This window comes from Acidimicrobiales bacterium (genome assembly GCA_030747595.1).
Classification (GTDB): domain Bacteria; phylum Actinomycetota; class Acidimicrobiia; order Acidimicrobiales; family MedAcidi-G1; genus UBA9410.
This window is the reverse complement of sequence record JASLKK010000017.1, coordinates 1-25,376: the sequence shown is the minus strand read 5'-3', so window position 1 is coordinate 25,376 and position 25,376 is coordinate 1. Positions and strand designations below refer to the sequence as shown.

Here is a 25,376-nt window from a genome sequence, read left to right as displayed (position 1 = left end):
ACACAGGCACCTTCTCAACTGACGATGTGGACCCACCTGTCCTCCAGGGCGATCCTGTTGGCCGTCGTGGCCTGGCTGGGCGCCACGGGGTGCACCGAGTCTCCGGGCGACACGGCACTGACCGTATTCGTGGCCTCGTCGTTGACCGACGTAGCCGCGGACCTGGCCGACGAGTGGGCCTCGACATCGGGAGTGGTCGTGGAGTTGGTGGCAGGCGGATCCAACCATCTAGCCGCCCAGGTCCGTGACGGCGCGCCCGCCGACGCGTTCCTGACCGCCGACGCCGATCTGTTCGATGACCTTCAGCGCCGGCTTCTCCTCAACCAGGCGACAGATCAGGTGGCGGACCACGTGCCGACCGCTATCCACGATCTGGCCATCAACCATCTCGTGGTGGCCCGACCCACAACCGGACCGGAACGTCGACCGGCCGACCTGCGCGACCCGTCACTGGTGCTGGTGGCCTGCGCCGCCGGGGTCCCATGCGGCGATGCTGCGGCAGCCCGCTTCGGCGACCTTCCCGTCGACTCGTTCGAACCCAGCGCACGGGCCGTGGTCGCCCGACTGGCCCTCGACGAGGCGGACCTCGGCATCGTCTACGCCACCGACGTGTCGGCTCATGCGGGGCTGGCCCCAGCATGGCCTCAGAAACCGACCTGTCCCTGCATCACCTACGCGGCCGCCAGCCTGTCGCTGTCCGGAAATCCGTTCGTGACGTTCCTTACCAGCGACCAGGCCCGAAAGATCCTCACCGAGCACGGATTCGTCACGGGGCCAACTCGATGACCCGACCGCCGAACGCTCCCCGGTCGGTGCTGGTGGTCGCCGCGTTGGCTATGGCCTTCCTCACCCTCCCAGTGCTAGCGCTGCTGCAGCGGGCACCGTGGTCCGGTCTGGTCAACCTTCTCCGACGGCGCGAGGTGGTCGAGGCCCTCGGGGTGTCGCTCCTCGTCAGCCTGACGGCCGCCGGCATCGTCCTCGTGCTGGGAACACCGATGGCCTGGGTCCTTGCCCGGGTCGCCGTGCCCTTCCGGCGGCTCGTCCGGACACTCGTGGTCCTGCCCATGGTGCTGCCGCCGGTCGTTGGTGGTACTGCTCTACTGTTCGCCTTGGGTCGCCGCGGCCTGGTTGGCCAGTGGCTGGAACGGTGGTTCGACGTGACGCTGCCATTCACCACGGCCGGTGCCGTGGTGGCCGCCACCTTCGTAGCCCTCCCCTTCTACGTGATCACCGTTGAGGGGGCGCTGCGTACCTCCGGCGAGGATCTCGAACAGGTCGCGGCAACGCTGGGCGCCGACCCGCTGACCGTTCTCCGACGCATCACCGTGCCCCGACTAATCCCGGCCATGGGCGCCGGCCTGGCGCTGGCATGGGCCCGGGCCCTTGGCGAGTTTGGAGCCACCATCACGTTCGCCGGCAACCTGCCGGGACGGACCCGAACCCTGCCCCTGGCCACCTTCCAGGCGCTCGAATCCGACCCGGAGGCCGCCGTCGCCCTCAGCCTCGTGCTGTTGGCCGTGTCGCTGGCCGTTCTGCTCCCCACACGCCACCGTTGGCTCCCCACACGATGAGCGCGATGCCACCCAGCCCGGAACCAGATGCGGGACTAGATCGGGAATCCTCCCCTGAACCGGTACTGAAGCTGGACGGCACCGCCACCGTCGGCGACCTGACCCTCCGGGTGGCCCTCGACGTGCTGCCCGGCGAGCTGGTGGCCGTAGTCGGCCCCAACGGGGCGGGCAAGACCACGCTCCTGCGGCTGCTGGCCGGACTAGTCCGCCTCAACGACGGACGGCTGGACCTCGGTCGGAGAACCGTCGACGACGGCTCAGACCGGGGCTTCGTACCTGCTCATTTTCGGCGGATCGGTTGGGTGCCCCAGGACCGCCTGCTCTTTGAACACCTGACGGTGGCCGCCAACGTAGGGTTTAGCCCCCACTCCACCCCCGACCGGGTGGATTCCCTCCTGGCATTGCTCCACCTGCAGGATCTGGTAGATCGTCGGCCCAACGAGTGTTCCGGCGGCCAGGCCCAGCGGGTAGCGGTGGCCCGCGCCCTGGCTACTGATCCAGACCTGCTCCTGCTCGACGAACCGTCCACGGCGCTCGATGCTGGGTCTCGGCGGCAGATCCACGCGCTGCTGGGCGATCGGGACCAACGACCAGCCACCCTGTTAGTCACCCACGATCCGACTGAAGCAGCCGACCTGGCCGATCGAGTGCTGGAGCTCACCGCCGGTCAGATCGCCGGAGCCCCACCGCTCTAGGGTCCGGTCCGTGGACAGCACCTCCGGACAGACCCCAGACGGGGTACTCCAACGGTTCCGCCTGGACGGGCGGGTCGTGGTGGTCACCGGCGCCAGCTCGGGCCTTGGCGAACGGTTCGCCCGGGTGTTGTCCGACGTGGGGGCCAGGCTCGTGCTGGCCGCCCGGCGCACTGAACGCATCCAGGCCCTGGCCGACGAGCTTCCCGATGCGCTCGCCGTCAGCGTGGACGTGGCGGCCGACGACGGACCGGAGCACATCATCAACTCCGCCATCGACCACTTCGGTCGGATCGACGTACTGGTGAACAACGCTGGCATCTCAAGGGTCGTCCCGGCCGTCGACGACGATCTGGACGGCTTCCGCCACGAGCTCGCTGTCGACCTGGTGGCCCCCTACGAACTGGCCAGGCGGGCCGCCCGGTGGTGGATCTCCGAGAATCACCCAGGCGTGGTGGTCAACGTGGGTTCGGTTCTGGGTCAGGTATCCGGCGGTCGCCTCCGCGTACCCGGATACGCCGCGGCCAAGGGAGGCCTCCACAACCTGACCCGTGAGCTGGCCGTGCAGTGGGCTCGAAAGGGCATCCGGGTCAACGCACTGGCCCCAGCATGGTTCGAGACCGAGATGAACTCCGACGACATGTTCCACACCAACGCGGGTCGGAGTTACGTCGAGTCGGGCACGCCGATGGGTCGGGGCGGGCTGGCTCACGAACTGGACGGCGCCCTGCTACTCCTGGCCTCGGACGCCGGCTCCTACCTCACCGGACACATCCTGGCCGTCGATGGCGGCTGGACGGCCGTCTGACGCGGCTCGCCTGAAACAGAACCACCTGGACCGGCACTACTAGATCAGGGGCGCCAACCCCAGAGACTTCTGCAGGAACACCAACTGCACCAATAGCAGATTTTCGGCCACCTCGACCTGGGGGGTCATGTGGGTGACGCCCGACAACGGCAGGACCTGATGGGGCCGTCCGGCCTCCAGTAGGGCCCGCGACAGGGCGAGGGTGTGGGCGACCACCACGTTGTCGTCGGCCAACCCATGAACCAGTAGCAGCGGGCGATCCGGCACGTCGACCCCACGGGGCGCCCAATCCTCGGCGGAGCACAATCCACTCCGCAGGTAGTTCTCGGGCTCCACGTCTGGATGACCTAGATAACGCTCGGTGTAGTGGGTGTCGTAGAGGCGCCAGTCGGCGACCGGCGCGCCAGCCACCGCGGCGTGGAACACGTCGGGCCGGCGTAGCACGGCCAGTGCCGCCAGGTAGCCACCAAACGACCAGCCCCGGATAGCCACCCGCCCTAGGTCCAGTCGATCGTCGGTGGTGGCCACAGCGTGCAGGGCATCAACCTGATCCTCCAGTACCGGTGCGGCCAGATTGCCACGAACCGCACGATCCCAAGCGGGGCCACGGCCCGGCGTCCCCCGCCCGTCAGCCACCACCACGGCAAAGCCCCGGTCGGCAAACCACTGGGAGGTGAGGTACTGGCCCCGCACCCGCTGTACCCGTTGAGCATGCGGTCCGCCGTATGGATCCAGCAGAACCGGAAGCGGTGATCCGTCGTGACCATCGGGCAGGAGCACCGCGACTCGCAGCGACCGGTCTCCGACCACGTGGAAGGTTGGGCGCGGCTGGACCACCGGCTTCTCAGCATGGGAGGACAGCGCGAACCCGCCCGGATGGACCGTGGTAGTCGAACCAGCGAGGTCTGCCACCGTCACCACCGTGACCCCACCACCGACCACCGCCGAGCGGAGGCCCCCTCCTCCGGACACCGTTTCGACCAATCCATCATCCAGGGGAATCCGTAGGACATCGACGTCCATAGGATCGGCCGAGGCGCGAACCACGACACCGGCCCGGTCGCCGTCGCCGTCGCCGTCAGCGCCGACAATGGATCGCACCTGTACCCCGTCGAGGGAGTTGGGAAACAAGACGATCCCGTCCTGGACCAAGCGGTAGGCCCCGTCCCTGGACTCCACGGTGAAGAGGGAACCATTGGCCACCAACGGCGAACCCGGGACCAGGTCGACCCAGTGCTCATCGGTCGTCCGGTGCCGTTCCTCGACGGCACCCGTGGACGGATCCACCTCCAGCACGGCCAGCGTTCGTTGGTCCCGGGTCTGGACGACCAGCAGGGGTCGTCCCTCGACTGGCCAGTGCACGTCGGCCAGGTACTCGAACGTGGCGCCCTGGCTCCAGTCCACGTCGATAGTCGAACTGCCGGTGGCCCCCTCGGTAGTGGGAGCGGCTTCGTCCAGGTCAACCAGAGCTAAGCCGACCGTGGCATTGACCGTGCCGGCAGCCGGATACCGGATGGCCCGCGGCGGCGTCGCCGGCTCCGTCGGCGACGAGATCCACCACTCGGCAACCGGTGCCGTGTCTACCCTAGAGATCAACATCCGTCGACCATCGGGCGACCACCAGTGCCCACGGTTGCGACCCATCTCCTCGGCGGCCACGAACTCGGCCGACCCCCATGACACGGTCGGCGTGGATCCTCCGATCACCCGGCGGTCGCCACCGGGCCCCGTCGTCCGGACGGATGCACCCGACACGTAGGCCACCGCCGTGCCATCTGGGCTGAGTCGTGGATCGAAGGCACCTCCGCTGGACGGGAGCTCAACCACCCGGGCGACGGGCCCCTGGTCGTCACCTGTGTCTCCATGCCTGGGTACCTCGGCGAGGAAGACTCGGCCGTCGAGCACGAAGCACAACCGCGAAAGGTCGGGCAGCCCGTCGTAAGCCACGATCCCACCCCCAGATTCACGGACACGCTCGCGGCGGGCCAACTCGGCCGCCGGCACCCCGTCGGCCCCCTTGCACGGCCCCTCGCCATCGGCAATGTCTCCGGGGGACAGCGCTCCCGGATCGGCGATCAATCGCTCCTCGCCGGTTACTGGGTCCATCCACCAGAGGGCGTTGATCGGGTCATCACCTGAAAACGAACGCAGGAAAACCACCCGGGATCCGTCATCGGCCACCCGGATGTCACGCGGTACCCCACAGGTGAAGCGCCGGGTCCGTGCATGCTGGCGTGGGAACGTCTCGGTGGCTTCGATCACGTTCGGACACTAGGGCCGACACCGGGCGATGCCCGCTTCTGCCCGCTTCCGATTAGTTGCCTGCATTGGCGCCAGGGCTTGACCGCTGGGACGATCTCTTCATGCGACCGGTCTCTCCATGCAACTAGGCCTCAGCCTCGGCTACTGGGGGGCACAACCCCCGGCTGATCTCGTGGACCTTGTCCAGGAGGCCGAGCGCCTCGGCTACGACGCCGCGTGGACCGCTGAGTCGTGGGGCAGCGACGCCTTCTCACCGCTCGTCTGGTTGGCCGCCCACACCGAACGCATTCGTCTGGGCACCGGCATCGTCCAGATGTCGGCCCGCACGCCCACGGCCACGGCCATGCACGCCGTCACCCTTGACCATCTCTCGAACGGCCGGCTCATCCTGGGCCTCGGCGTGTCGGGCCCCCAGGTCGTCGAGGGTTGGTACGGCCAACCGTCCAACCGCCCGCTGGCCCGCACCCGCGAGTACGTCGAGATCCTACGGCAGGCCTTCCGGCGCGACGATCACCTGTCCTTTGACGGCGACTTTCACCAGCACCCCTACGTAGGCGAAGGTTCGACGGGGTTGGGTAAGCCCCTGAAGGTAATGGTCCATCCCCTGCGGGCCGACATCCCCATCTTCATCGGCGCCGAAGGTCCGAAGAACGTGACCCAGACGGCCGAGATCGCCGACGGCTGGCTGCCGCTGTACTACTCGCCCTACCGACCTGAGGTGTACGCCGACCAGTTGGTCGGAGCCCCGGCCCACTTCGAGGTGGCGTTGAACCTCGCGGTCACCGTCACCGAGGATGATTCAACTGACGCCATCGCCTCGGCGCTGGCCCCGGTGAAGGCCATGCTGGGCTTCTACGTGGGAGGCATGGGCGCCAAGGGGCAGAACTTCCACACGAAGTTGATGGCCCGAATGGGATTCGCCACCGAAGCCGACCGTATCCAGGACCTGTTCCTTGAGGGTCGACGGGACGAAGCCATTGCCGCTGTGCCCGACCGGTTTGCAGACGAAATCTCGCTGATCGGCACCCCGGAGCGCATCCGTGACCGCCTGGCAGCCTTCGAGGAGAGCCCGGTGACCATGCTTAACGTGGCCCCCCGATCGGCCGGTCATCTGGCCCAGGTGGCCGAAATCCTGCTCGGCTGAACATGTCTCACAATCAGGATGCCCGGCGCTTTACTGGGACGACCGACCCCCTCGGCGGCGGGGCGGAACGTCTGTCCAGAAGCCCGTCCCGGGTGTAGGTTCCGCGCCGTGTCGACGGGCCGGGGGATCACCATCCGTGCGGCGGTGAGCCGAGGCGTTGGCATCCCGACCGAAATCGAGAACGTCCATCTGGCCGCCCCAGGTCCCGGCGAGGTCCGGGTGGAGGTCGAGGCCTGCGCCGTCTGCCACTCCGACCTGAGCTACCTCGACGGCACGTGGGTCACCGAATTCCCACTCGTGCTGGGCCACGAGGCCACCGGGCGCATTCTCGAAATCGGGGTCGAGCCGGAGGCGGACGACGAGTTGACCGATCTCTCCGTCGGCGACCCGGTGGTCATCTCGCTCATCCGAACCTGCGGTGACTGCCGGGCCTGCCTCCGGGGTCACGACGTGGCCTGCACGGGCGACATCGCCCTTAACGCGACCAGCCCGCTGACCGATGCCGGCGGTGCACCCCTCATTCAGGGCCTGGCCGTGGGTGGATTCGCCACCCAAGTAGTCGTCGACCGCTCTCAGGTCGTGCCCCTGCCCGCTGACGTCGACCTGGTGGCCGCCTCGCTACTGGGTTGTGGCGTGCTTACCGGTTCGGGGGCGGTTACCAACACGGCCCGGGTGGCCGCCGGCGACACGGTGGTCGTGGTGGGCTGCGGAGGTGTGGGTATCGGCGCCATCCAGGCAGCCCGTCTCGCCGGCGCCCACCCGATTGTGGCCGTGGACCCAGCGATCGACAAGCGTGACGCCGCACTGGGTTTCGGCGCCACCCACACCGCAGATCCGACTGCTGACCCGACCGGCGGCTCGACAGGTAGCGGCCACCCCGGCGGACATTTGGCTGCCGTCATCACCGAGGCGACGGGTGGCCACCTGGCCGACCACGTGCTGGTCACCACCGGTGCGCCGGCAGCCCTCGACGGCGCCATCGACCTGTTGGCCCCCATGGGCCAACTGGTCATCGTGGGCATGGCCGGCGACGACGTCACCATCGACGTGGCTCCCAGCTGGCTGGCCGCCGCCAACAAGTCGATCCTCGGTTCGAAGATGGGCACTGCCCGGGTGGCCGTCGACGTCCCGGCGCTCGTTGACCACCATCGAGCCGGGCGCCTTGACCTAGCCGGCATGGTCTCCAGCACCCACACGTTGGACGACATCCAGGATGCATTTGACGAGGTCTGGCGGGGCGACGTTGTACGAACCGTGGTGCTCCCGAACGGGACGGTCACCGGAAATCCAACGACCGCTGCTACTTCGACGGCAGCAGGGGGGCCCGCAGCATGCTGATCCGCGACGTCGAGACCTTCGTGGTCGGCAACCCGCCACCCCGACACGGTGGCCGCTACTTCATCTTCGTGAAGCTGACCACCGACGACGGGATCGAGGGCATCGGCGAGGCCTACGTGGCCACCGTCGGCCCGCACCTGGTGGCCGAGATGATCGTCGACGTGGCCGACCGTCACCTGGTGGGTCACCGTCCGTTCGACGTGGAGTCATTCTGGCGTCGGGCCTACGGCAGCGGCTACGCCCTGCGGCCCGACCCCACTCTGTGCGGAATCATCAGCGCGCTGGAGATGGCGTGCTGGGACATCATCGGCAAGGCCACGGGGCGGCCGGTGTACGACCTCCTGGGTGGGCGGGTCCACGAAGGCCTGCGCTCCTACACCTACCTGTATCCCGATGACGGGGACGCCTACGACCCGCTCGACGGGCCGAACCTCTACTCCAATCCCGACCTGGCCGCCGAGGCAGCGGTCCGGGCCGTCGACCAGGGGTTCACCGCGGTCAAGTTCGACCCAGCCGGCCCCTACACGGTGTTTGACGGCCGCCAGCCGTCGCTCGAACGCCTCGACCTTTCGGAGCGTTACACGCGGGCCGTCCGCGAGGCGGTCGGTAACCGGGCTGACCTCCTATTCGGCACCCACGGCCAGTTCACTCCGTCCGGCGCCCTCCGGTTGGCCCGACGCCTCGAGGCCTACGACCCGCTCTGGTTCGAGGAGCCGGTCCCGACCGACGATCTCGAGGGCATGGCCCGGGTGGCGGCAGGCACCACCATCCCGGTGGCCACCGGCGAACGTCTAACCACCGTGTCGGAGTTCGCGGCGGTGCTCCGGGCCGGCGCGGCATCGATCCTGCAACCCGACCTGGGTCGCAGCGGGGGGATCCTCCAGGGCAAGAAGATCGCGGCGATCGCCGAGGTCCACCAGGCGTTGCTGGCCCCCCACTGTTACTGCGGACCGGTCGTGGCGGCCGCCAACATCGCACTGGCCGCCTGCACCCCCAACTTCTTGGTCCTCGAGTCGATCGACCGCTTCGACGGCTTCCACGCCGACCTGCTGGAGACACCCATCCGCTGGGAGGACGGGATGGTCATCCCATCGACCGAACCGGGTCTCGGCGTGGTGCTCGACGAGCATGTCGCTCTGGCCCATCCCTACGAGGACGGAGAACTCCACCTGGAGGCAGGCGGCGAGCCCATGTCGTTCAACGAAGGACTCGCCTGATGGCCCGACCGTCGGCAACGGCACCGGTGTCCCCCTGATGAGCGGCTCCAGACGGGGACGTCTCAGCGGGCGTTCCCGGATCCGCGACGTGATAGGCGAGCAACCGCCGTGGCAGCAGCCCCGCATGCGATTCGACCCATTGCGGGCCGTGTCCGACGACGAACTGGAGTCCATCCATCTGGCCTCGCTGCGGGTCCTGTCCGAGACCGGTATCGACTTCCTGGACGACACGGCCCGCCGACAGTTAGCCGACGCCGGATGTGACGTGTCCGACAACCGGGTTCGCTTTGACCCCGAACTCGTCCAGCACCTGATAGCCACCGCCCCGGCCGAGTTCACCCTGCACGCCCCGAACCCGGACCGTGACCTCCATATCGGCGGCGACGTCATCACCTACACCAGCGTGGCCAGCCCCCCGTTCGTGACCGGGCTGGGTCGTGACCGCCGTGATGGCAACCGCGACGACTACCGCGAACTGCTCAAGCTCGGCCAGGTACTCAACGTGGTCCACACGGTGGCCGGCTACCCGGTCGAACCCATGGACCTCCACCCGTCGGTCCGCCACCTGCATGCCACTCACGACATGCTTACCCTCTCGGACAAGGTGCCGTTCGTCTACAGCCTCAGCCGCCAACGAAACCTTGACGCCATCGAGATGACCCGCCTGGCCCGGGGAGTCGACGACCACACAATGAGCGCCCAGCCGTCGCTGTACTCGGTCATCAACGCCAGTACCCCACTGCGCTACGACACGGTGATGCTCCACGGCATCCAGGAGATGTCGGCCCGCAATCAGTGCATCGTCATCACCCCATTCACTCTGGCGGGCGCCATGGCACCGGTGACGGTGGTCGGCGCCCTGGTGCTCCAGAACGCCGAGGCGTTGGCCGGCATCGCCTACACACAGGTGGTCCGACCCGGGGCCCCGGTCATCTACGGCGGCTTCACCTCCAACGTCGACATGCGCTCCGGAGCACCAGCCTTCGGCACCCCCGAGTACTGGAAAGCCTGCCTAATAGGCGGCCAGCTGGCTCGGCGCTACGACCTGCCCTACCGCTCGTCGAATGTCAACGCGTCCAACAGCGTCGACAGCCAGTCGGCAACCGAGAGCACCATCGCCGTTTGGGGAGCGGTCATGGGTGGCGTCAACCTCCTCCTCCACGGCACTGGTTGGCTGGAAGGCGGCCTGCTGACCTCCTTCGAGAAATTCGTAATCGACGCCGACCTGCTGAACATGGTGACGGCCATGCTCCAACCCGTGACCATCGACGATGCCGCCCTGGCCGTCGAGGCCATCGCCGAAGTGGGGCCGGCCGGACACTTCTTCGGCACCCAGCACACCCAGGACCGCTACGCCACCGAACACTTCCAACCCCTAGTCTCAAAATGGTCCAACTTCGAGATGTGGGACGAAGAGGGCCGCGTCGAATCTCACCATCGGGCTGAGGCCTTGGCCCGCACCCTGATCGACGCCCATGTCGAGCCCTCCATGGCACCCGAGCGCCGGGCCGGCATCGACGAGTTCCTATCCCGCCGGGTCGCCGAGGGTGGCGTCGAAACCGACTACTGATCCCGTAACTAGGAGAAGCACTTCCATGGCAGACCTCCCCGAGAGCGCACAGGTCGTGGTAATCGGTGGTGGCGTCGTCGGTGCCAGCGTCCTCTACCACCTCACGAAAGCCGGCTGGACTGACGCCGTCCTGTTGGAACGCAGGGAACTGACCGCAGGGTCCACGTGGCACGCGGCGGGCGGCATGCACACCCTTAACGGCGACCCCAACGTGGCTGCCCTGCAGCGCTACACCGTCCAGCTCTACGAGGACCTCGAGAAGGAATCAGGCGTATCGTGCGGCGTCCACCTGACCGGCGAAGTCATGTTGGCCGACGACCCCGACCGCATGGACTGGCTTCGCATGGCCCACGCTCGAGGTCGCTACCTAGGCATGGAGACCGAGTTGATCTCGGTGGCCGAGGCCGCCGAAAAGATCCCGTTCCTAGTCGAGGAACACTTCGTGGGCGCCCTGTGGGACCCGGTGGGCGGCCACGTCGACCCGTCGGGCGTCACCCACGCCTACGCCACGGCGGCCCGGATGGCCGGCGCCCAGGTCCATCGCAACACGTGGGCCCATGACGTGGCCCAGCGGCCCGACGGCCTGTGGGACGTGGTGACCGAGCGGGGCACCATCACGTGCGAGCACTTCGTGAACTGCGGCGGCCTGTGGGCCCGCGAGGTGGGCCGTATGTGCGGGATCGAGCTGCCCATCCTGGCTATGGAGCACATGTACCTGCTGACCGAGGAGATCCCCGAGATCCGACCGTGGCTCGACGCCACCGGCGGGTACGGCATCGGAGCGGTCGACTTCGGCGGCGAGATCTACACCCGGGCCGAGGCCGGCGGCCTGCTATTGGGCACCTACGAGCAGGCCTGCGTGCCGTGGTCTGAACGGGAAACCCCATGGGACTTCGGATCCCAGCTGCTCACCCCAGACCTCGAACGACTCGCCCCGTCACTGGCCTTGGCCTTCGAGCACTTCCCCGTCTACGCCGATGCCGGGATTCGACAGGTCATCAACGGCCCGTTTACCTTCGCGCCCGACGGCAACCCGGTCATTGGACCAGTCAAGGGCCAGCGTGGCCACTGGGTGGCCTGCGGCGTGATGGCCGGCCTCAGTCAGGGCGGCGGCGTCGGTCTGTCCATGGCCAACTGGATGACCACCGGCGACCCCGGATTCGACGTGTGGGGCATGGACGTGGCCCGCTTCGGCGACTGGACGACTCCGAGTTACACCAGGGCCAAGGTTATGGAGAACTACAGCCGACGTTTCTCCATTTCGTTTCCCAACGAGGAGCTGCCGGCCGCCCGTCCGTTGTACACCTCACCCATCCACGACCGTCTAGACGATGCCAATGCCGTGTGGGGCTCCTCCTACGGGCTGGAGACCGCCCTGTGGTTCCAGCGGCCCGGCGCCGAGCCCACCGAGGACGTGACCTTCCACCGGTCCAACGCCTTCGACGTGGTGGCCGACGAGGTCCATGCGGTTCGCACCGGGGTGGGTCTCATCGAGACCACCGGGTTCGCCAAGCACCAGTTCACCGGACCGGGCGCCCGGGCGCTGCTCGACCGTGTACTGGCCAACCGCATTCCGACGCCGGGCCGTATGGCGCTGGCCCCCATGCTGAACCACGACGGAAAGCTCATCGGAGACTTTACGGTGGCCACGTTGGCTGAACCGTTCGACGGTGCCGAGACCTTCCTAGTACTGGGCTCCGGCGTGGCCGAGGGCTACCACGAGCGCTGGTTCCGCGAGCAGATCGTCTCGCATCTGGCCGACGGCGGTGACGGTGACGTCAACTATCGACCACTGGGCACCGAGTTAGCCGGGCTCTCCATCGCCGGCCCGAAGGCCCGCGACGTGCTGGCCTCCGTGGTGGGCCCCACCAGCCCCAGCTCCGGCGGGACGGGTTCAGACGTGTCGGCCAATGCCTTCGCGTTCCGAGACATCCAGCGGATGGACCTGGGCATGGTGCCGGCGATTGTCGGCCGTATCACGTTCACCGGCGACCTGGGCTACGAATGCTGGGTTCCCGCCTCGCTGCAGCAACGGCTGTTCGACCTGCTGATGGAAGCCGGGGAACCACACGGCATTCGACTGTTTGGGCTGCGGGCACTGGACTCGATGCGGTTCGACAAGGGCTTCGGGGGCTGGGCCAGCGAGTTCCGGCCCATCTACACGCCCGCCGAGTCCGGGCTCGATGCGTTCGTCGCACTCACGTCGTTGGACGGCTCCGCCCGGAACTTCATCGGCCGAGATGCCGCGGCGACAGCCCGGGCGACCGGCCCCGAACGTCGCCTCTGCACGTTCACCCTTGACGACGGCGGAACGCCAACCGGGGAAAACGGCAGCGGGACAACGGTAGGCAGTGCTGCGTCCGACGTGTTGGGCGACGAGCCGATTTGGCACGGCGGTGAAGTGGTGGGTTGGGCCACGTCAGGCGGCTACGCCCACTGGTCGCAGGCCTCGTGCGCCATGGGCTACGTGCCCGCAGCGGCAGCCGACCCGGCCACGCCGCCCGATGCCTTCGAGATCGAGGTGCTTGGTGTGCGTCGCCCAGCCACCCGGCGAGACGAGCCGCTGTTCGACCCAACCGGCATCCGGATGCGGGGCTGACGACCGCCGAGAACCAGAACGGCAGGAGAGAACTCCTTGAACGAAGACACCCCGACACGGGACCAGACGAACGACCCGATGGTCCGACGGGCGGCCACCACCGGCCACCGGATGGCCATGGGGCCCGGCGAGCCGGCGCTTTCCGAATGGGCAGCCGCCGGCCTGGATCTGCCCGACGAGACGGCCATGATGCGCTACCGGCTGGACCGCACCGTCACCCAGCTGGCCGACGCCGAGGTAGATGGGATCCTGTTATTCGACCCCTTGAACGTCATGTACGTGACATACGCACCCAACATGCAGGTCTGGGTGCTCCACAACCAGGCCCGCTACGCCTTCGTGGGCGCCGACGGCACGCTAATCCTGTTCGACTACCCCGGCTGCGAGTTCCTGTCAGCCCACAACCAGTTCGTAACCGACGTCCGTCCAGCCCGGGCTTTCACGTACTTCCTGGCCGGCGACCGGATCGATGAGCAGTCCAAGGTCTTCGCTCAGGAGATCGCCGACGCGGCCCGCACCCACGGGATGGGGTCCCGTCGGATCGCCGTGGATTCCTCGACCACCGCTGGCATCACGTCGCTGCTCGACGAGGGCCTGACCCTCGTGGAGGGCACACGGATCATGGAACAGGCCCGAAAGATCAAGGGCCCCGACGAGATCCGCGCCATGCGTTGCTCGGTGGAGGCCACGTTCGTCTCATGCCGGAGGATGTTCGAGGCCATGCGTCCAGGCATGACCGAGAACCAGCTGTGGGGTGTGTTGTGGGCCGAGATGCTGGCCCGCCACGGCGAGTGGATGGAATGCCGACTGCTGACCGCCGGGGACCGCACCAACCCGTGGTTCCAGGAGTGCAGCGCCGCGGTCATCGGGAACGGAGACGTGGTGGCCTTCGACACCGACCTCGTGGGGGCCTTCGGAATGATGACCGACATCTCGCGGACCTGGGTGTGCGGTGATGTCCCACCCACACCAGCGGCCCGCCACGCCCACGACCTGGCCGTCGAGCAGATCACCCGCAACACCGAACTCTTCGAACCCGGTGCCACATTCCATGAACTGGTCCACAAGGCGTGGTATCCACCCGAGGAGGAGTACCGCCACTACTCGGTGCTGTCCCACGGGGTCGGCCAGTGCGACGAGTACCCGTCGCTTCCGTTCCCCAGCGCCTGGGACAACTCCGGCTACGACGGAGTGCTCGAACCCGGCATGGTCCTGACTGTCGAGTCCTACGTGGGGGCCCGGTCTGGCGGCCAGGGTGTGAAGCTGGAGAACCAGCTGCTCATCACCGAGACGGGCCACGAGAACCTCAGTCCGTGGACGCTGGACCTGGAGCGCTTCGAAAGGCTCTGAACCGCTGGCCGCCTGCCAGACTCGACCAATGGAACAGGAATCGTCCGCTGACCTGACGGCCACTATCCGCCGGATCATGCCATTCTGCGAGGTACTCGGCCTGACGGTCGTCGAGACCTCACCCGACCGGGTCGAGGCCACCGTGGAATGGACCGAACAGCGGACCACGGTGTTCGGCGGGCTGCACGGCGGCTACGTCATGGCCGTGGCCGACTCGACGGGCGCCCTGTGCGCGGCCCAGAACCTCCCAACAGGAGCCGGCACGTCGACCATCGAATCCAAGACCAACTTCCTTCGACCCATCAGCTCGGGCACTGCCACCATCGTGTCCACCCCGGTGCACGTAGGTCGCACCACCATCGTGGTCCAGACCGAGGTGATCCGCGACGACGGGAAGACAGCGGCCATCACCACCCAGACCCAGATCGTGCTCCCCTCCGGTCCGTGACCTGTTTCGCCGGTGGTGTCTTCAGAGGTTCCCGGTCCAGACCGGCGCAGTCATCGACCCTGGAAGTCAGGCGACCGCTTCTCCATCCAAGCCCGAGCCGCCTCACGGGTGTCCTCGGTACCGAAGTTGGTGGCCTGGGTGGCCGCCTCGGCCTCTAATGCCTGGGACATCGACGTCTGGGACCCCTGATTGAGTAACGCCTTGCTCATCGACAGGGCCAGTGGCGGCCCGGCGGCGATGCGAGCCACCACGTCATCCACGTGGGCGTCCAGATCGGCTTCGGACAGGATCCGGTTCACCAACCCGATGCGGTCAGCCTCCGCGGCATCGATCACCTCGGCCAGCAGAGCCAACTCCTTGGCCCGGTGGAGGCCGACCCGCCGGGGAAGCACCCACGAGCCACCGAAATCGATGGTCAGGCCCCGGCGAGCGAAGATCTCCGAGAATCGGGCGGTGTCAGCGGCATAGACGAGATCACACCCTAGGGCCATGTTCAAACCGGCTCCGGCTGCCACCCCGTGGACCTTGGCCACTACCGGATGCTGGCAGTCGTGCAGGGCCATAGCTGAGGCCTTGATCTGGCGGAGGTTTCGCAGCGGGTTGGTGGACACTGCTCCGGCTGCCCGCTTGGACTGGCCGCCTACGTCGGCGCCCGAGCAGAAGTTCCCGCCGGCCCCGGTGAGCACGATGCAACGCACGGTCTCATCGGCGTGGAGGTCGCGGAAGATCCGCCCGAACTCGGCAAACATCGTCCCGGTCATGGCGTTCATGACCTCGGGGCGGTTCAACGTGACGGTGACCACGCCTCCGGCCCGCTCGACATCCAGCCCCTCGGCACCCGTGTGTTCCTGCGACTCGATACGTTCCTGCTGTTCGGCCATGGGTCGACGCTAGACCGGAACCCGCCATGGCGACCCGTCCGGCGAGTCCGACGTCACGAAAGGCCGGAGCGGGCGGCCCGGTGCTCCCTCGGTAGGGTCAGCCCGTGGACCTGAATCTGACGGAGGATCAGGAATCGATTCGCGAGGTGTTCGCGGCGTTCTTCGACGGTGAGACCGGGCCAGCACGCGCCCGCTCTGCCGAACCGTTCGGCTTCGACGCCGCCGCCTGGGAACGCCTGCTCGAGACCGGCGCCCCGGGCATGGGCGTCGCGGAGGCCGTCGGTGGCGGTGGGGCATCGCTGGCCGACCTAGCCGTGGTGGCTACCGAGGCCGGGAGCCGCATCGCCCCCCTCCCCCTGGTCGATCACATAGTGACCACCCGCCTCCTGGCCAGGTTGACTGATCCATCGGCCTGCAACGACGATGTGCTGGCCGGATCCGCCATCGTCGGGTTGGCCTTACGACCGGCGACCAAAGGTGTAGCCCGAACCGTTCCTAACGGCGCCGTAGCCCATCGGGTGGTGGCCCTCGACGGTGACCGATTGGTGATCGACCAGCACACCGACCTGCTCCTCGGTGCCCATCTGGCGAACCACGGCTGCCTCCCGCTGGCCCACCGTGACCTGGCCGACGCCGAGACCCTGGTCGAGGGCCCCGAGGCCGTTGCCGCCCACGCACGGGCCGTCGACGAGTGGCGCACCCTCACTGCGGCCACGCTGGTCGGCATCGCCCGAGAGGCGCTCGTCCTCGGCGTCAGCTACGTCAAGGAGCGCGAACAGTTCGGTCGGCCGGTGGGCAGCTTCCAGGCTGTCCAGCACCTGCTGGCTGACCTCCCGGGCCTGATCGACGGCGCCCACCTTTTGACCGCCAAAGCGGCGTGGGCCGGCGACCGGGCGACGGCCGGCATCACCGGGACCCTGGACGTAGACGCCAACGATGTAACCGACTTCCCGGTACTGGCCGCTATGTCGCTGGTGGCTGCCGGCGAGGCTGCTGTGCTGGCCACCGACCGCAGCCTCCACGTGCATGGCGGCTACGGATTCAGTGAGGAGTACGACATCCAGCTGTACTACCGCCGGGCCAGGGCCCTGACCTGGCTGCTGGACGATCCGGCCCGCGAATGTCGACGGCTCGCCGGGATGTTCCTCGCCGCTGCTGACGGCCGGCTAGCAGCGTCGACCCACCACGATTCGCCGCAGGCGAATCCGGAAACAGGCAGGTCCTGATGGACTTCTCCCTGGGCGAGCGGACCGAGGCCTTCCGGGCCGAGGTGCGGGCCTTCCTCGACGAGCACCTGACGGTCGACGTGATCGAGCGGATGCACGCCAGCGGCACGTTCAACGACAAGGACTTCAACAGTGCCCTAGCCGAGGCCGGGCTGTTGGCCGGTGCGGTGCCAGGCTATGGCGACCGCGACCCGATCGAGCTGTACGTGTTGTTCAACGAACTCGAGAAGGCGGGAGCGCCCTACGACGGGCTGGCCGTCACCATGTTGGTGGCCGGCGTCATCCACGCCGTGGGAACCGATTTCCACCACACGGAGGTACTCGAACGGCTCCTGACGGGTGAGTTCAACTGCTGCCTCGGCTACAGCGAGCCCGACCATGGTTCGGATGTGGCGGCCATCACCACGAAAGCCGTCCGCGATGGCGACGAGTGGGTGATCGACGGTCAGAAAATGTGGACCACCATGGCCCATGAGGCCGACTGGGTGATCCTCCTGACCCGCACCAACCCCGATGTCCCCAAGCACAAGGGTCTGACCATGTTCCTGGTGCCCATGGGTCTTCCGGGCATCGAGGTCCAGCCCGTGCCGACCATGGCCAGCGAGCGGACGAACGCCACCTTCTACAGCGGTGTGCGGGTGGGCGACGAGTGGCGCCTCGGAGAGGTGAACGGCGGATGGGCGGTCATGGGCGTGGCCCTGGCCTTCGAACGGGGCGTCATGGGCGGGACCAACCCGGCCGTGCCCCTGCTGAACCACGTCCGGAACTGGGCCGCCGAGGCGCCCTCACCCGATGGAGGCACCATGCTCGACGATCCGTTGCTCCAGGAACGTCTGGCACGCACGGCCATGGCCAACCAAGTCTCCCAACTGCTGACCCTGCGGGCCGCCTGGATCGCCGCGACCGGTGGTCTACCGGGCCTTGAGGGTTCGATGGCCAAGCTGTACGCCACGGAACGCTACCAACAGGCCGTGGGTTGGTTCCAGCAGATGGCCGGCGCCGAGGGCCTCCTCTCATTCGGCGTAGACGGCGCGGCGGCCGATGGCTGGATCGACTACGACGGTCGACACTCGCCTGTAGTGACCATCTACGGCGGGACCACCGAGATCAACCGCAACAACGTGGCCGAACGACACCTGGGGCTTCCCCGGGCCCGCTGAAGCCCGTTCCGGCCCGCCCAACGAACCACCCGGGCCGGGTCCGGCTCGGTTAACGACCCGTCGCCGTCCGCTGGTAAACCACCTCAGTCCAGGAGTCGGCCCCGTAGGTCGGCGATCCGGTCGTCGGTGAAGCCGAAGCCGTTACGGAACATCGCCTCGGCGCCACCCCAGTGCTCGTCCACGGCAGCCATCTGGGCGACAACGGCAGCCTCCATGACCTCTATGAACGGTCGCATCAACTCGAGGGCTTCCGGGGTCACGAATCCACTGCTGACCAAGGCGGCCACCCGGGCATCGGCGCCACGGTTGCTCTCCAGATAGTGGGCAACCACCGTGTCGCGTTCCACCCCGAGGATCATCAGCAGCGCGGTGCTGACCCAGCCTGCCCGGTCCTTGCCCGCCGAGCAGTGCCACACCAACGGCCAGTTCGACGGTTCTGCCACGACGTCGAACACTTCGGCGAACACCGCCACCCGACTGGGTTCGGTGACCATCATGGCCGCCCCACGCACGGCGATTTCCGCCGCCCGGCCGTCGGACCACACGTGTCGCATCTCGTCCTCGTCGCCTCGCATGATCATGGCCCTGATGGCCGCACCCGCTCCGGCGTCATCCGGGATGGGCACAAGATGTTCCGTCGCACCGGCCGGCACGAGGTCGGCCCCGTCGTGAGCGATGTCGTCCGGAGTCCGTAGGTCGACCACAGTGTGGATAGCCAACGCCTCTAGGCGGGCCACGTCGGCGTCGGTGGCCCGCCCTAGATGTCCGGACCGCCATACCAGTCCGCCCACCGTGGTGCGACCGTCGATGGTTGCCAGCCCGCCGATCCCCCGGAAGTTGGCGATGGCCTCCATGCCTGGACGGGACTCAGGTTCCTGCATCGGGACATCGTGCCACCGCTCCGTGGCTGTCCGACAATCGAGTAATCTCCACCACCGGTGCCCCTAACATCGGCGACATGTCCGACCTTCTGGTCGACGACCCCCGACCCGGAGTCCGTCGCCTCACCCTGAACCGGCCCGAGAAGCGCAACGCCCTGGACAACGCCCTACGGGGCGAACTTTTCGAGGCTCTCCGGGCCGCAGATCGCGACGACACCGTCCACGTGACCGTGCTACGGGGTGCCGGTCCGTGCTTCTCGTCGGGCTACGACCTCAGCTCGGACCTGAAAGCCGACCGACCCTCATACACGCCGGGCGGCGACGGAACATGGGCCCGTCACGTCACCGACGGTTGGCTTTCGTTGTGGGACCTGGCCAAACCGGTCATCGCCCAGGTCCACGGCTACGCCATGGCCGGTGGATCAGAGCTGGCTGCCGCGTGCGACCTCGTCTACCTGGCCGACGACGCCACCATCTCGCATCCCGTGCTGCGGGTGGCCGGTACGCCCGACTTCTCCGTCCACCCGTGGCTGGTCGGAGTACGCAACTCCATGGAAATGGTTCTGACCGGTGACGCCATGGACGCCGCCGAAGCCGTCCGGACCGGCTACGCCAACCGGTCCTACCCGGCCGACGAGCTGGAGGAATCGGTGCTGGCCGTCGCCGAGCGAATCGCCGGCGTGCCCCACGAACTGCTCCAGCTCAACAAGCGCTGGGTGTACCGGGCCATGGATGCCATGGGGGCCCGCACGGCCATCCGGGCCGCGGCCGACATCGGTGCCATTGCCCCCCACGTGCCGGCCATTCAAGAGAACCTGGCCGACCTACGGGGTCGGATCAAGGACGCCGCCACTGAGGGCCGCGCTACCGACTAAACCCTCGGGTCAGGCTCCGGCAGCCGTCCGGGCATCGCGCTTGGACAGGCGGGCCTCAAAGGCCTCGGCCTGGACGATCAGGGTGTCGGGAATGGACAGGATCTTCTCCTGAAGTTCCGATGCCCGAGCGTCGAGTCCTTCAATGGCGTCGATCCGCCAGTGGCGAAGAAGGGGCTGCACGACCTGCTCGGCGTGGATCCGCAGGTTGTAGATCCCGGCTCGGGCAATGGCCACGGCCCGCCGGTTGAAGTTCGGGATCCCGATGCCCGGCATCTGGAAGTTGGCCAACACCTGATGGATGGTGCCCAGCACGGAGCCGGGCGCCTGCTTCAGCATCGCCGCGGTGACCCCCCGGTAAAACATGAAGTGATGGTTCTCGTCGACCGCCACCCGGGTCATGACCTCGTGTGCGACCTCGCAGTCGGCCTTTACGCCGGCGTTGCGGTGGCTGATACGTGTAGCCAGTTCCTGAACTGATGTGTAGGCAAACACCTCGACCGGGCACGGCGAGTCGTAGGTCCAACCCTTAGTCACCGTGGCCACCCGCTCGTCCTCCAGCTGGGCCGGATCACAATTCCTGGTAGCCAACAGATAGTTGCGGATGGCGATGGAATGCTGACCCTCCTCAGCGGTCCACAGGCGGGACCACTCGGCCATCGGTGACTCCGCATCGAAGCTCCCGGCAATCTTGGCGTGGTAGTAGGGCAGGTTGTCCTCGGTCAGGAGGTTCAACTGCAGAGCCGTTCGGACCTCGGGTGACAGCGTGGCCTGAGACTCGTCCCACGGCTCATCACGGAAGCTGCGACCCATCTCCCACGGCACCACGTCGTGGGCGTACCAGTGCTGACGACGCTCCCGATGCTCGTCCATGAGACGGACGATCTCGGGCTCGACGCTGGCGACCAACTCAAACGACTCAGTGGAGGCTGTCACGGGGATCCGATCAGGGAGAAAGCCGACGGGGGCCGGTCAGCACAATGCTACGGCCACCATCGGCATCCTCAGACTGCGGCCGCCTCGACGTCGTCGTAGGTCTTGTTCCGACGGAACTCCAGCAGAATCTTCTTGGAGGTCACCGCCAGGATGGCCCCGGAAAACATCGTCAGGAACGCTCCGGCACCAGTTACCACGTTCAGGTCCGAGACCCGGGCCAGGCTGGCGACCCAGACGATACCGATGAGCGCCAGGCCGCCGCCGGCGGCCGCCACCGCGGCGCTCCACCTCCATCTCCTGTTCTCGTCCAATCCAGCGAGCCCCGAAGACGGAATGGTCAGGAGGGCGCCGATGGCCGCCACCGCGATGGCTAGCCGGGACAGCCCAGCCCCCTCGTCGCTGTAGCCGTCGGTGATCGTCTGCGCGTTCCGACGGAACTTGTTGCGAAGCGACGTGACCTTGCTGGTGTTGGTCGCGGCCAACGCCGGGTTCTCCTTGGCCTCGGCACGGAGTCGCTCCATCTCTTCCACCAGTTCGGGAGGAAGTTCGTCGTTGACACGCTCGTCGTACGTCCACGCCGAGAACCCACCGATGACAACTAGGGCCACAGCGAGGATGCCCGTACCCATGCGACCCCAGGCGACCACACGCTCGAGCGGTCGGAATGCCGAGTACGGGGCCGTCTGGAGAGCCAGTAGGGCACCGACAAGCATGACGATGCTGGCCACGATGGCCACCATTGATCCGCCACCGTGGCTGTAGCCCTCGACATCGGCGTGGGGCGACGCCACCCGGTAGGTGAGTGAGGAGATCAGCATGCAGGCCGACGTGATGACCATTATGTCGGCCCCGAACCAGCGGGATCCCGACCGGACGGTGCCAGCCACCAGAAACCCGATGGCCACCGTGGCCAGAATCTGGGTGTCCAGGAAGAGGGCCGAATCGCCACTGCCGACGCTGCCGATCACGAGCCAGCGGAGGAACACCGCCCCCACCACGGCCACCACCAGCGATGTCCGCTGGTCCGATCGTTGGCTGACCAGCCGGTAGATCACTGCAACAGCGGCCAGGGCCACCACGTCCTTCACATCCAGGAGGCTGGTCACCGGGGCCGCGGTGACACCCAACACGGCGATCACCCCACCGGCAGCCAGGTCGTTCCAAGTCCCGCGAGTGACATCCAGAAGGCTTGTACGCCCCAGGAGGCTCACAGCAACAGCTATGACGACCACCACGAGGATGGCTACCACGAGGGCATCGAGGCCTAGCGGAGATTCGAAGTAGTGGCCGAGGATCCCAGCGGTGAACGCCCAGATCCCGACGGTTCGCCAACGGAGTGGCACGGCCGCCCCAGCCAGTCCGAGGACCAAGCCCAGAATGGCCGGAATGGCCAGGACCTCGATTGCCACTGCCCAGACGGCCTGCGCTTCATGGCCTTCGAGATTCGACAACGTCGTATAGCCGTCAAACTGGCCGAGGATCGGGTAGGCGAACACGGCGGCAAGTACGCCGACCGCCGCCGCGGCCAGGCCACCGGGGCCACGGAGGCGCCCGATGCCTCCCGTCCAGGTCAGGCAAGAACCGGCAGCCATGACTGAGAAGAAGCCCAAGAACAGGACGACCATGCCTGACCAACTACCACCGGAGGCTTGGTAGCCATTGAACGACTGGCCGGCAAGGTCAATGTCAACCGCCCGTGAGTGACTGGAGAACAGTCCCGCACCGCTGCCCCAGGTCATGAGGGTGGAGAGAACGGCCACTACCCCGGCCAAGCCCACGACGGCCATACCGAGACGCTCGCGGGCCCCAGCGACAACCTCGTGCTCCACGTGGACGACCTTGGCCGCCTTCTGGTCATCAGTCTCGGCGGCCTCGATCTTCTTGAGAAGTTCCTCGGGATCCCGACGGTTGGCCATGGCCTCACGGATCCGGGTCAGCAGATTGTCACCGCCGCCTTCCTCGGGCTGGGACAGCCGGTCAAGGACGACAGCCACGGTCCACAGGGCCAGGCCGGATGAGATACCGAGGCCCACGTCCAGGTTCTGGACGGCCCGGAAGACCAGAAGACCGAGGCCCGAAGCCCCCATGATGGCTGCGATACCCACCATGGCGATGGCCAGCATCAGGGTCTGATTGAGGCCCGCCATGATCGACGGCTTGGCCAGCGGCAGCTGCACGTCGGTGAGCACCCGGAGTTCGGTGGCGCCGTAGGCCCGACTGGCCTCCACCACGTCCTCAGGAACGTGTCGGATACCAAGGTTCACCATGCGAACTAGCGGCGGCAGGGCGTAGATCATCGTCACCATGGTCGCCGGGACGACTCCGATGCTGAAGAAGAACACGAACGGCACCATGTAGACGAACGTGTGGACCGTCTGCATAGCGTCCAGAACTGGTCTGGTCACGTTCCATATCGAGTCCACACGCGCGCAGATCACGCCCAGTGGGATACCGATCAGAGCACACAATCCGACGGCGACGAGCACCATGCCGATGGTCCGCATGGTCTCGACCCAGTACATGGCGCCCAGCAGGCCGCACATCGTCAGCCCAGCGGCGGCCATGATGCCGATCTTTGGGGTCCGGAGCAGTGACCCGAGGATCGCCGTGAAGATGACCACCTGGTACCAGGGGAGGGTCAGAAGGAAGTCGTTGACGAAGTTCTCCAGGAGGAACTCGAACGGCCACTTGACAGCGTTGAGGAACCACTCAGCGTTGACGTCCATCCAGTCGACCATCTGGTCGAACCAGTGGCCGATCGGCAACTGGAACTGATCGAGGACCCTGGTATCGGACAACCCGACGCCCTCGGCCCGACCCGTCCAATCACCCGTCTCGGCGGCGACGATCCAACTCGCGGCGCTCACAGGAACACCTCCCGCTCAAAGCCATCTACCAACTGTTCGACGCGTCCCATCTCTTCCATGATCTCCCGGGGTTCGAGCTCGCCGACGATTCGACCCGTTTCATCCAGGACGGCAATCGGGAGTCCCCGACCAGCCGCCGCATAGTTGTCGTTGAACCGTGCCTCAGCGGTCGTGGTGTCGAAGTCCGATCGCAGGACGGACGTCAGGTCAGTCGTACCATGGGCCAGTGCGGTAGCCGCATCAGTCATGGCCAGCAAGGCGGTGGGCCGACCGTCAGCATCGCAGCAGAAGCCGCCCCGTCGGTCGCCCATGGCGTCCACACATTCGGTGAGGGTGCGGGACGGATCCAGGATGACCGGCTGGTTCATGACCTTGCCCACGTCGATGACCCGACCCTGGTCGACGTCCTGCACGAACTCGGCCACGTAGCCGTCGGCCGGCTGGGTCAGAATCTCCTCGGGGGTACCGATCTGGATGACCTTGCCGTCGCGCAGGATGCATACCCGGTTGCCGATCCGCAGGGCCTCGTTCAGATCGTGGGTGATGAACAAGATCGTCTTGTGGAGTTTGGACTGGATGGCCATCAATTCGTCCTGCATCTGGCGACGAATCAGCGGATCCAGGGCGCTGAACGCCTCGTCCATGAGCAGGATCTCCGGGTTGGAGCACAGAGCGCGGGCCAAGCCGACACGCTGTTGCATTCCGCCCGAGAGCTGACGGGTGGAGTTGAAGGCGTAGGCCTCGAGACCGACCATGGCCAGGGCCTCAATGGCCGCCTCGTGGCGTTCCCGCTTCTCCACGCCCTGGACCTTGAGCCCATAGGCCGTATTGTCAATCACGTTGCGATGGGGGAACAAGGCAAAGTGCTGGAACACCATGGCCAGCTTCTCGCGGCGAAAGGACTGCAGGGCCGCCCCAGTCAACTCCTGGACGTCGGTGCCCTCCACCATGACCCGCCCGTGGGTGGTGTCGTGGAGCTTGTTGACCGTCCGGATGGCTGTGGACTTGCCGGAACCCGAAAGGCCCATGACCACGAAGATCTCGCCCTTGTTGACAGAGAAGGAGATGTCGTGCATGCCGACCACGTGGCCGGTCTGGCGCTGCACCTCGTCCTTCCCGACGTCTGACGAGCAGAGGTCGAAGGCCCGACCCCGCGGATTCGGGCCGAAGATCTTGTAGACGTTTTCCAGTGCGATGATCGGCTCTTCGTCCGACATGCGTCCCCCTCGGTGACTGATTGTCTCCAAGTAGAGCCATTAGTTCCCATAAACAGGCTCTACTTCAGGACGGAAGATAGCAGGGCCCTCCCGCCGCCGTCGCAGTCGCCGCACCCGGTCGCCTGACCCGCCGACCAGAACGACCAGAACGACCAGAACGACCAGAACGACCCTATGCAAACGTCCCGGCCGCTGGATCAGGCACCGCCTCTTTCCTGAATGGTGGCGCGCCAGGACACTGCCTCTGAAAACCGCTTCTGAAAACGGTGGGAGGCCGGGCCCTTGTGGGCCCGGCCTCCGGTCACCGTGTCCCGTTGCCTGCCCCTCAGAGAGGGAC

At 66.9% G+C, this 25,376-nt stretch carries 20 protein-coding genes; 14 read left to right on the top strand and 6 right to left on the bottom strand.

Annotation, left to right across the window (positions count from 1 at the left end):
• The first annotated feature begins 24 nt into the window (after window positions 1-24).
• Genes QF777_11090 through QF777_11075 form a run of 4 tightly spaced genes read left to right on the top strand, consistent with a single transcriptional unit; the run spans window position 25 to window position 3,071 of the window.
• Entirely contained in the window at window positions 25-786 is a 762-nt protein-coding gene (locus QF777_11090) for a substrate-binding domain-containing protein (protein MDP6912091.1), read from the top strand.
• Window positions 783-1,571, top strand: a complete 789-nt coding sequence (locus tag QF777_11085; GenBank protein MDP6912090.1) for an ABC transporter permease — start codon at window positions 783-785, stop codon at window positions 1,569-1,571. Before QF777_11090 ends, QF777_11085 begins: the two co-directional genes overlap by 4 nt.
• Before the next feature lie 5 nt (window positions 1,572-1,576).
• On the top strand, window positions 1,577-2,266 hold the full coding sequence (locus QF777_11080) for an ATP-binding cassette domain-containing protein (GenBank protein MDP6912089.1): 690 nt from the start codon (window positions 1,577-1,579) through the stop codon (window positions 2,264-2,266).
• 10 nt (window positions 2,267-2,276) lie between these two features.
• Entirely contained in the window at window positions 2,277-3,071 is a 795-nt protein-coding gene (locus tag QF777_11075) for an SDR family oxidoreductase (protein MDP6912088.1), read from the top strand.
• A gap of 39 nt (window positions 3,072-3,110) precedes the next feature.
• Here QF777_11075 and QF777_11070 read toward each other — a convergent pair whose 3' ends face one another.
• Window positions 3,111-5,333, bottom strand: a complete 2,223-nt coding sequence (locus QF777_11070; GenBank protein MDP6912087.1) for a prolyl oligopeptidase family serine peptidase — start codon at window positions 5,331-5,333, stop codon at window positions 3,111-3,113.
• 118 nt (window positions 5,334-5,451) lie between these two features.
• On the opposite strand from QF777_11070, the gene QF777_11065 reads away from it, so the two are divergent.
• From QF777_11065 to QF777_11035, 7 genes are all read left to right on the top strand, one after another.
• Window positions 5,452-6,477: an LLM class F420-dependent oxidoreductase gene (locus tag QF777_11065; GenBank protein ID MDP6912086.1), complete on the top strand. Its 1,026-nt coding sequence runs from the start codon at window positions 5,452-5,454 to the stop codon at window positions 6,475-6,477.
• A gap of 108 nt (window positions 6,478-6,585) precedes the next feature.
• The gene (locus QF777_11060; GenBank protein ID MDP6912085.1) at window positions 6,586-7,815 is read left to right on the top strand and encodes an alcohol dehydrogenase catalytic domain-containing protein; all 1,230 of its coding nucleotides are present in this window, start codon (window positions 6,586-6,588) and stop codon (window positions 7,813-7,815) included.
• The gene (locus tag QF777_11055) at window positions 7,809-9,032 is read left to right on the top strand and encodes a mandelate racemase/muconate lactonizing enzyme family protein (protein MDP6912084.1); all 1,224 of its coding nucleotides are present in this window, start codon (window positions 7,809-7,811) and stop codon (window positions 9,030-9,032) included. Before QF777_11060 ends, QF777_11055 begins: the two co-directional genes overlap by 7 nt.
• Before the next feature lie 37 nt (window positions 9,033-9,069).
• Entirely contained in the window at window positions 9,070-10,602 is a 1,533-nt protein-coding gene (locus tag QF777_11050; protein ID MDP6912083.1) for a trimethylamine methyltransferase family protein, read from the top strand.
• Window positions 10,603-10,627: 25 nt separating this feature from the next.
• Window positions 10,628-13,201, top strand: a complete 2,574-nt coding sequence (locus tag QF777_11045; protein ID MDP6912082.1) for an FAD-dependent oxidoreductase — start codon at window positions 10,628-10,630, stop codon at window positions 13,199-13,201.
• A gap of 36 nt (window positions 13,202-13,237) precedes the next feature.
• Entirely contained in the window at window positions 13,238-14,551 is a 1,314-nt protein-coding gene (locus QF777_11040) for a Xaa-Pro peptidase family protein (GenBank protein ID MDP6912081.1), read from the top strand.
• Between the two features lie 28 nt (window positions 14,552-14,579).
• Window positions 14,580-14,999 (top strand): PaaI family thioesterase, encoded by a 420-nt coding sequence (locus tag QF777_11035; protein MDP6912080.1) that lies wholly within the window; start codon window positions 14,580-14,582, stop codon window positions 14,997-14,999.
• 50 nt (window positions 15,000-15,049) lie between these two features.
• Here the strand turns inward: QF777_11035 and QF777_11030 are convergent, their stop codons facing one another.
• Entirely contained in the window at window positions 15,050-15,880 is an 831-nt protein-coding gene (locus tag QF777_11030) for an enoyl-CoA hydratase (GenBank protein MDP6912079.1), read from the bottom strand.
• A 104-nt stretch (window positions 15,881-15,984) separates the two neighbouring features.
• Here QF777_11030 and QF777_11025 point away from each other — a divergent pair, with 104 nt between their 5' ends.
• A complete protein-coding gene (locus QF777_11025) occupies window positions 15,985-17,106 on the top strand; it encodes an acyl-CoA dehydrogenase (GenBank protein ID MDP6912078.1) in 1,122 nt (373 codons plus the stop codon).
• The gene (locus QF777_11020; GenBank protein ID MDP6912077.1) at window positions 17,106-18,266 is read left to right on the top strand and encodes an acyl-CoA dehydrogenase family protein; all 1,161 of its coding nucleotides are present in this window, start codon (window positions 17,106-17,108) and stop codon (window positions 18,264-18,266) included. The genes QF777_11025 and QF777_11020 overlap by 1 nt, the downstream gene beginning before the upstream one ends.
• An 83-nt stretch (window positions 18,267-18,349) precedes the next feature.
• Here the strand turns inward: QF777_11020 and QF777_11015 are convergent, their stop codons facing one another.
• On the bottom strand, window positions 18,350-19,147 hold the full coding sequence (locus QF777_11015; GenBank protein MDP6912076.1) for a tyrosine-protein phosphatase: 798 nt from the start codon (window positions 19,145-19,147) through the stop codon (window positions 18,350-18,352).
• 77 nt (window positions 19,148-19,224) lie between these two features.
• Here QF777_11015 and QF777_11010 point away from each other — a divergent pair, with 77 nt between their 5' ends.
• Window positions 19,225-20,022, top strand: a complete 798-nt coding sequence (locus QF777_11010; protein ID MDP6912075.1) for an enoyl-CoA hydratase-related protein — start codon at window positions 19,225-19,227, stop codon at window positions 20,020-20,022.
• A gap of 9 nt (window positions 20,023-20,031) precedes the next feature.
• Here the strand turns inward: QF777_11010 and QF777_11005 are convergent, their stop codons facing one another.
• From QF777_11005 to QF777_10995, 3 genes are all read right to left on the bottom strand, one after another.
• A complete protein-coding gene (locus tag QF777_11005; GenBank protein ID MDP6912074.1) occupies window positions 20,032-20,955 on the bottom strand; it encodes an acyl-ACP desaturase in 924 nt (307 codons plus the stop codon).
• Window positions 20,956-21,023: 68 nt separating this feature from the next.
• The gene (locus QF777_11000) at window positions 21,024-23,822 is read right to left on the bottom strand and encodes an ABC transporter permease subunit (protein ID MDP6912073.1); all 2,799 of its coding nucleotides are present in this window, start codon (window positions 23,820-23,822) and stop codon (window positions 21,024-21,026) included.
• Window positions 23,819-25,039 carry a betaine/proline/choline family ABC transporter ATP-binding protein gene (locus QF777_10995; protein ID MDP6912072.1) on the bottom strand — a complete coding sequence of 407 codons (1,221 nt, stop codon included), beginning with the start codon at window positions 25,037-25,039 and terminating at the stop codon, window positions 23,819-23,821. Before QF777_10995 ends, QF777_11000 begins: the two co-directional genes overlap by 4 nt.
• Window positions 25,040-25,376: the final 337 nt, after the last annotated feature.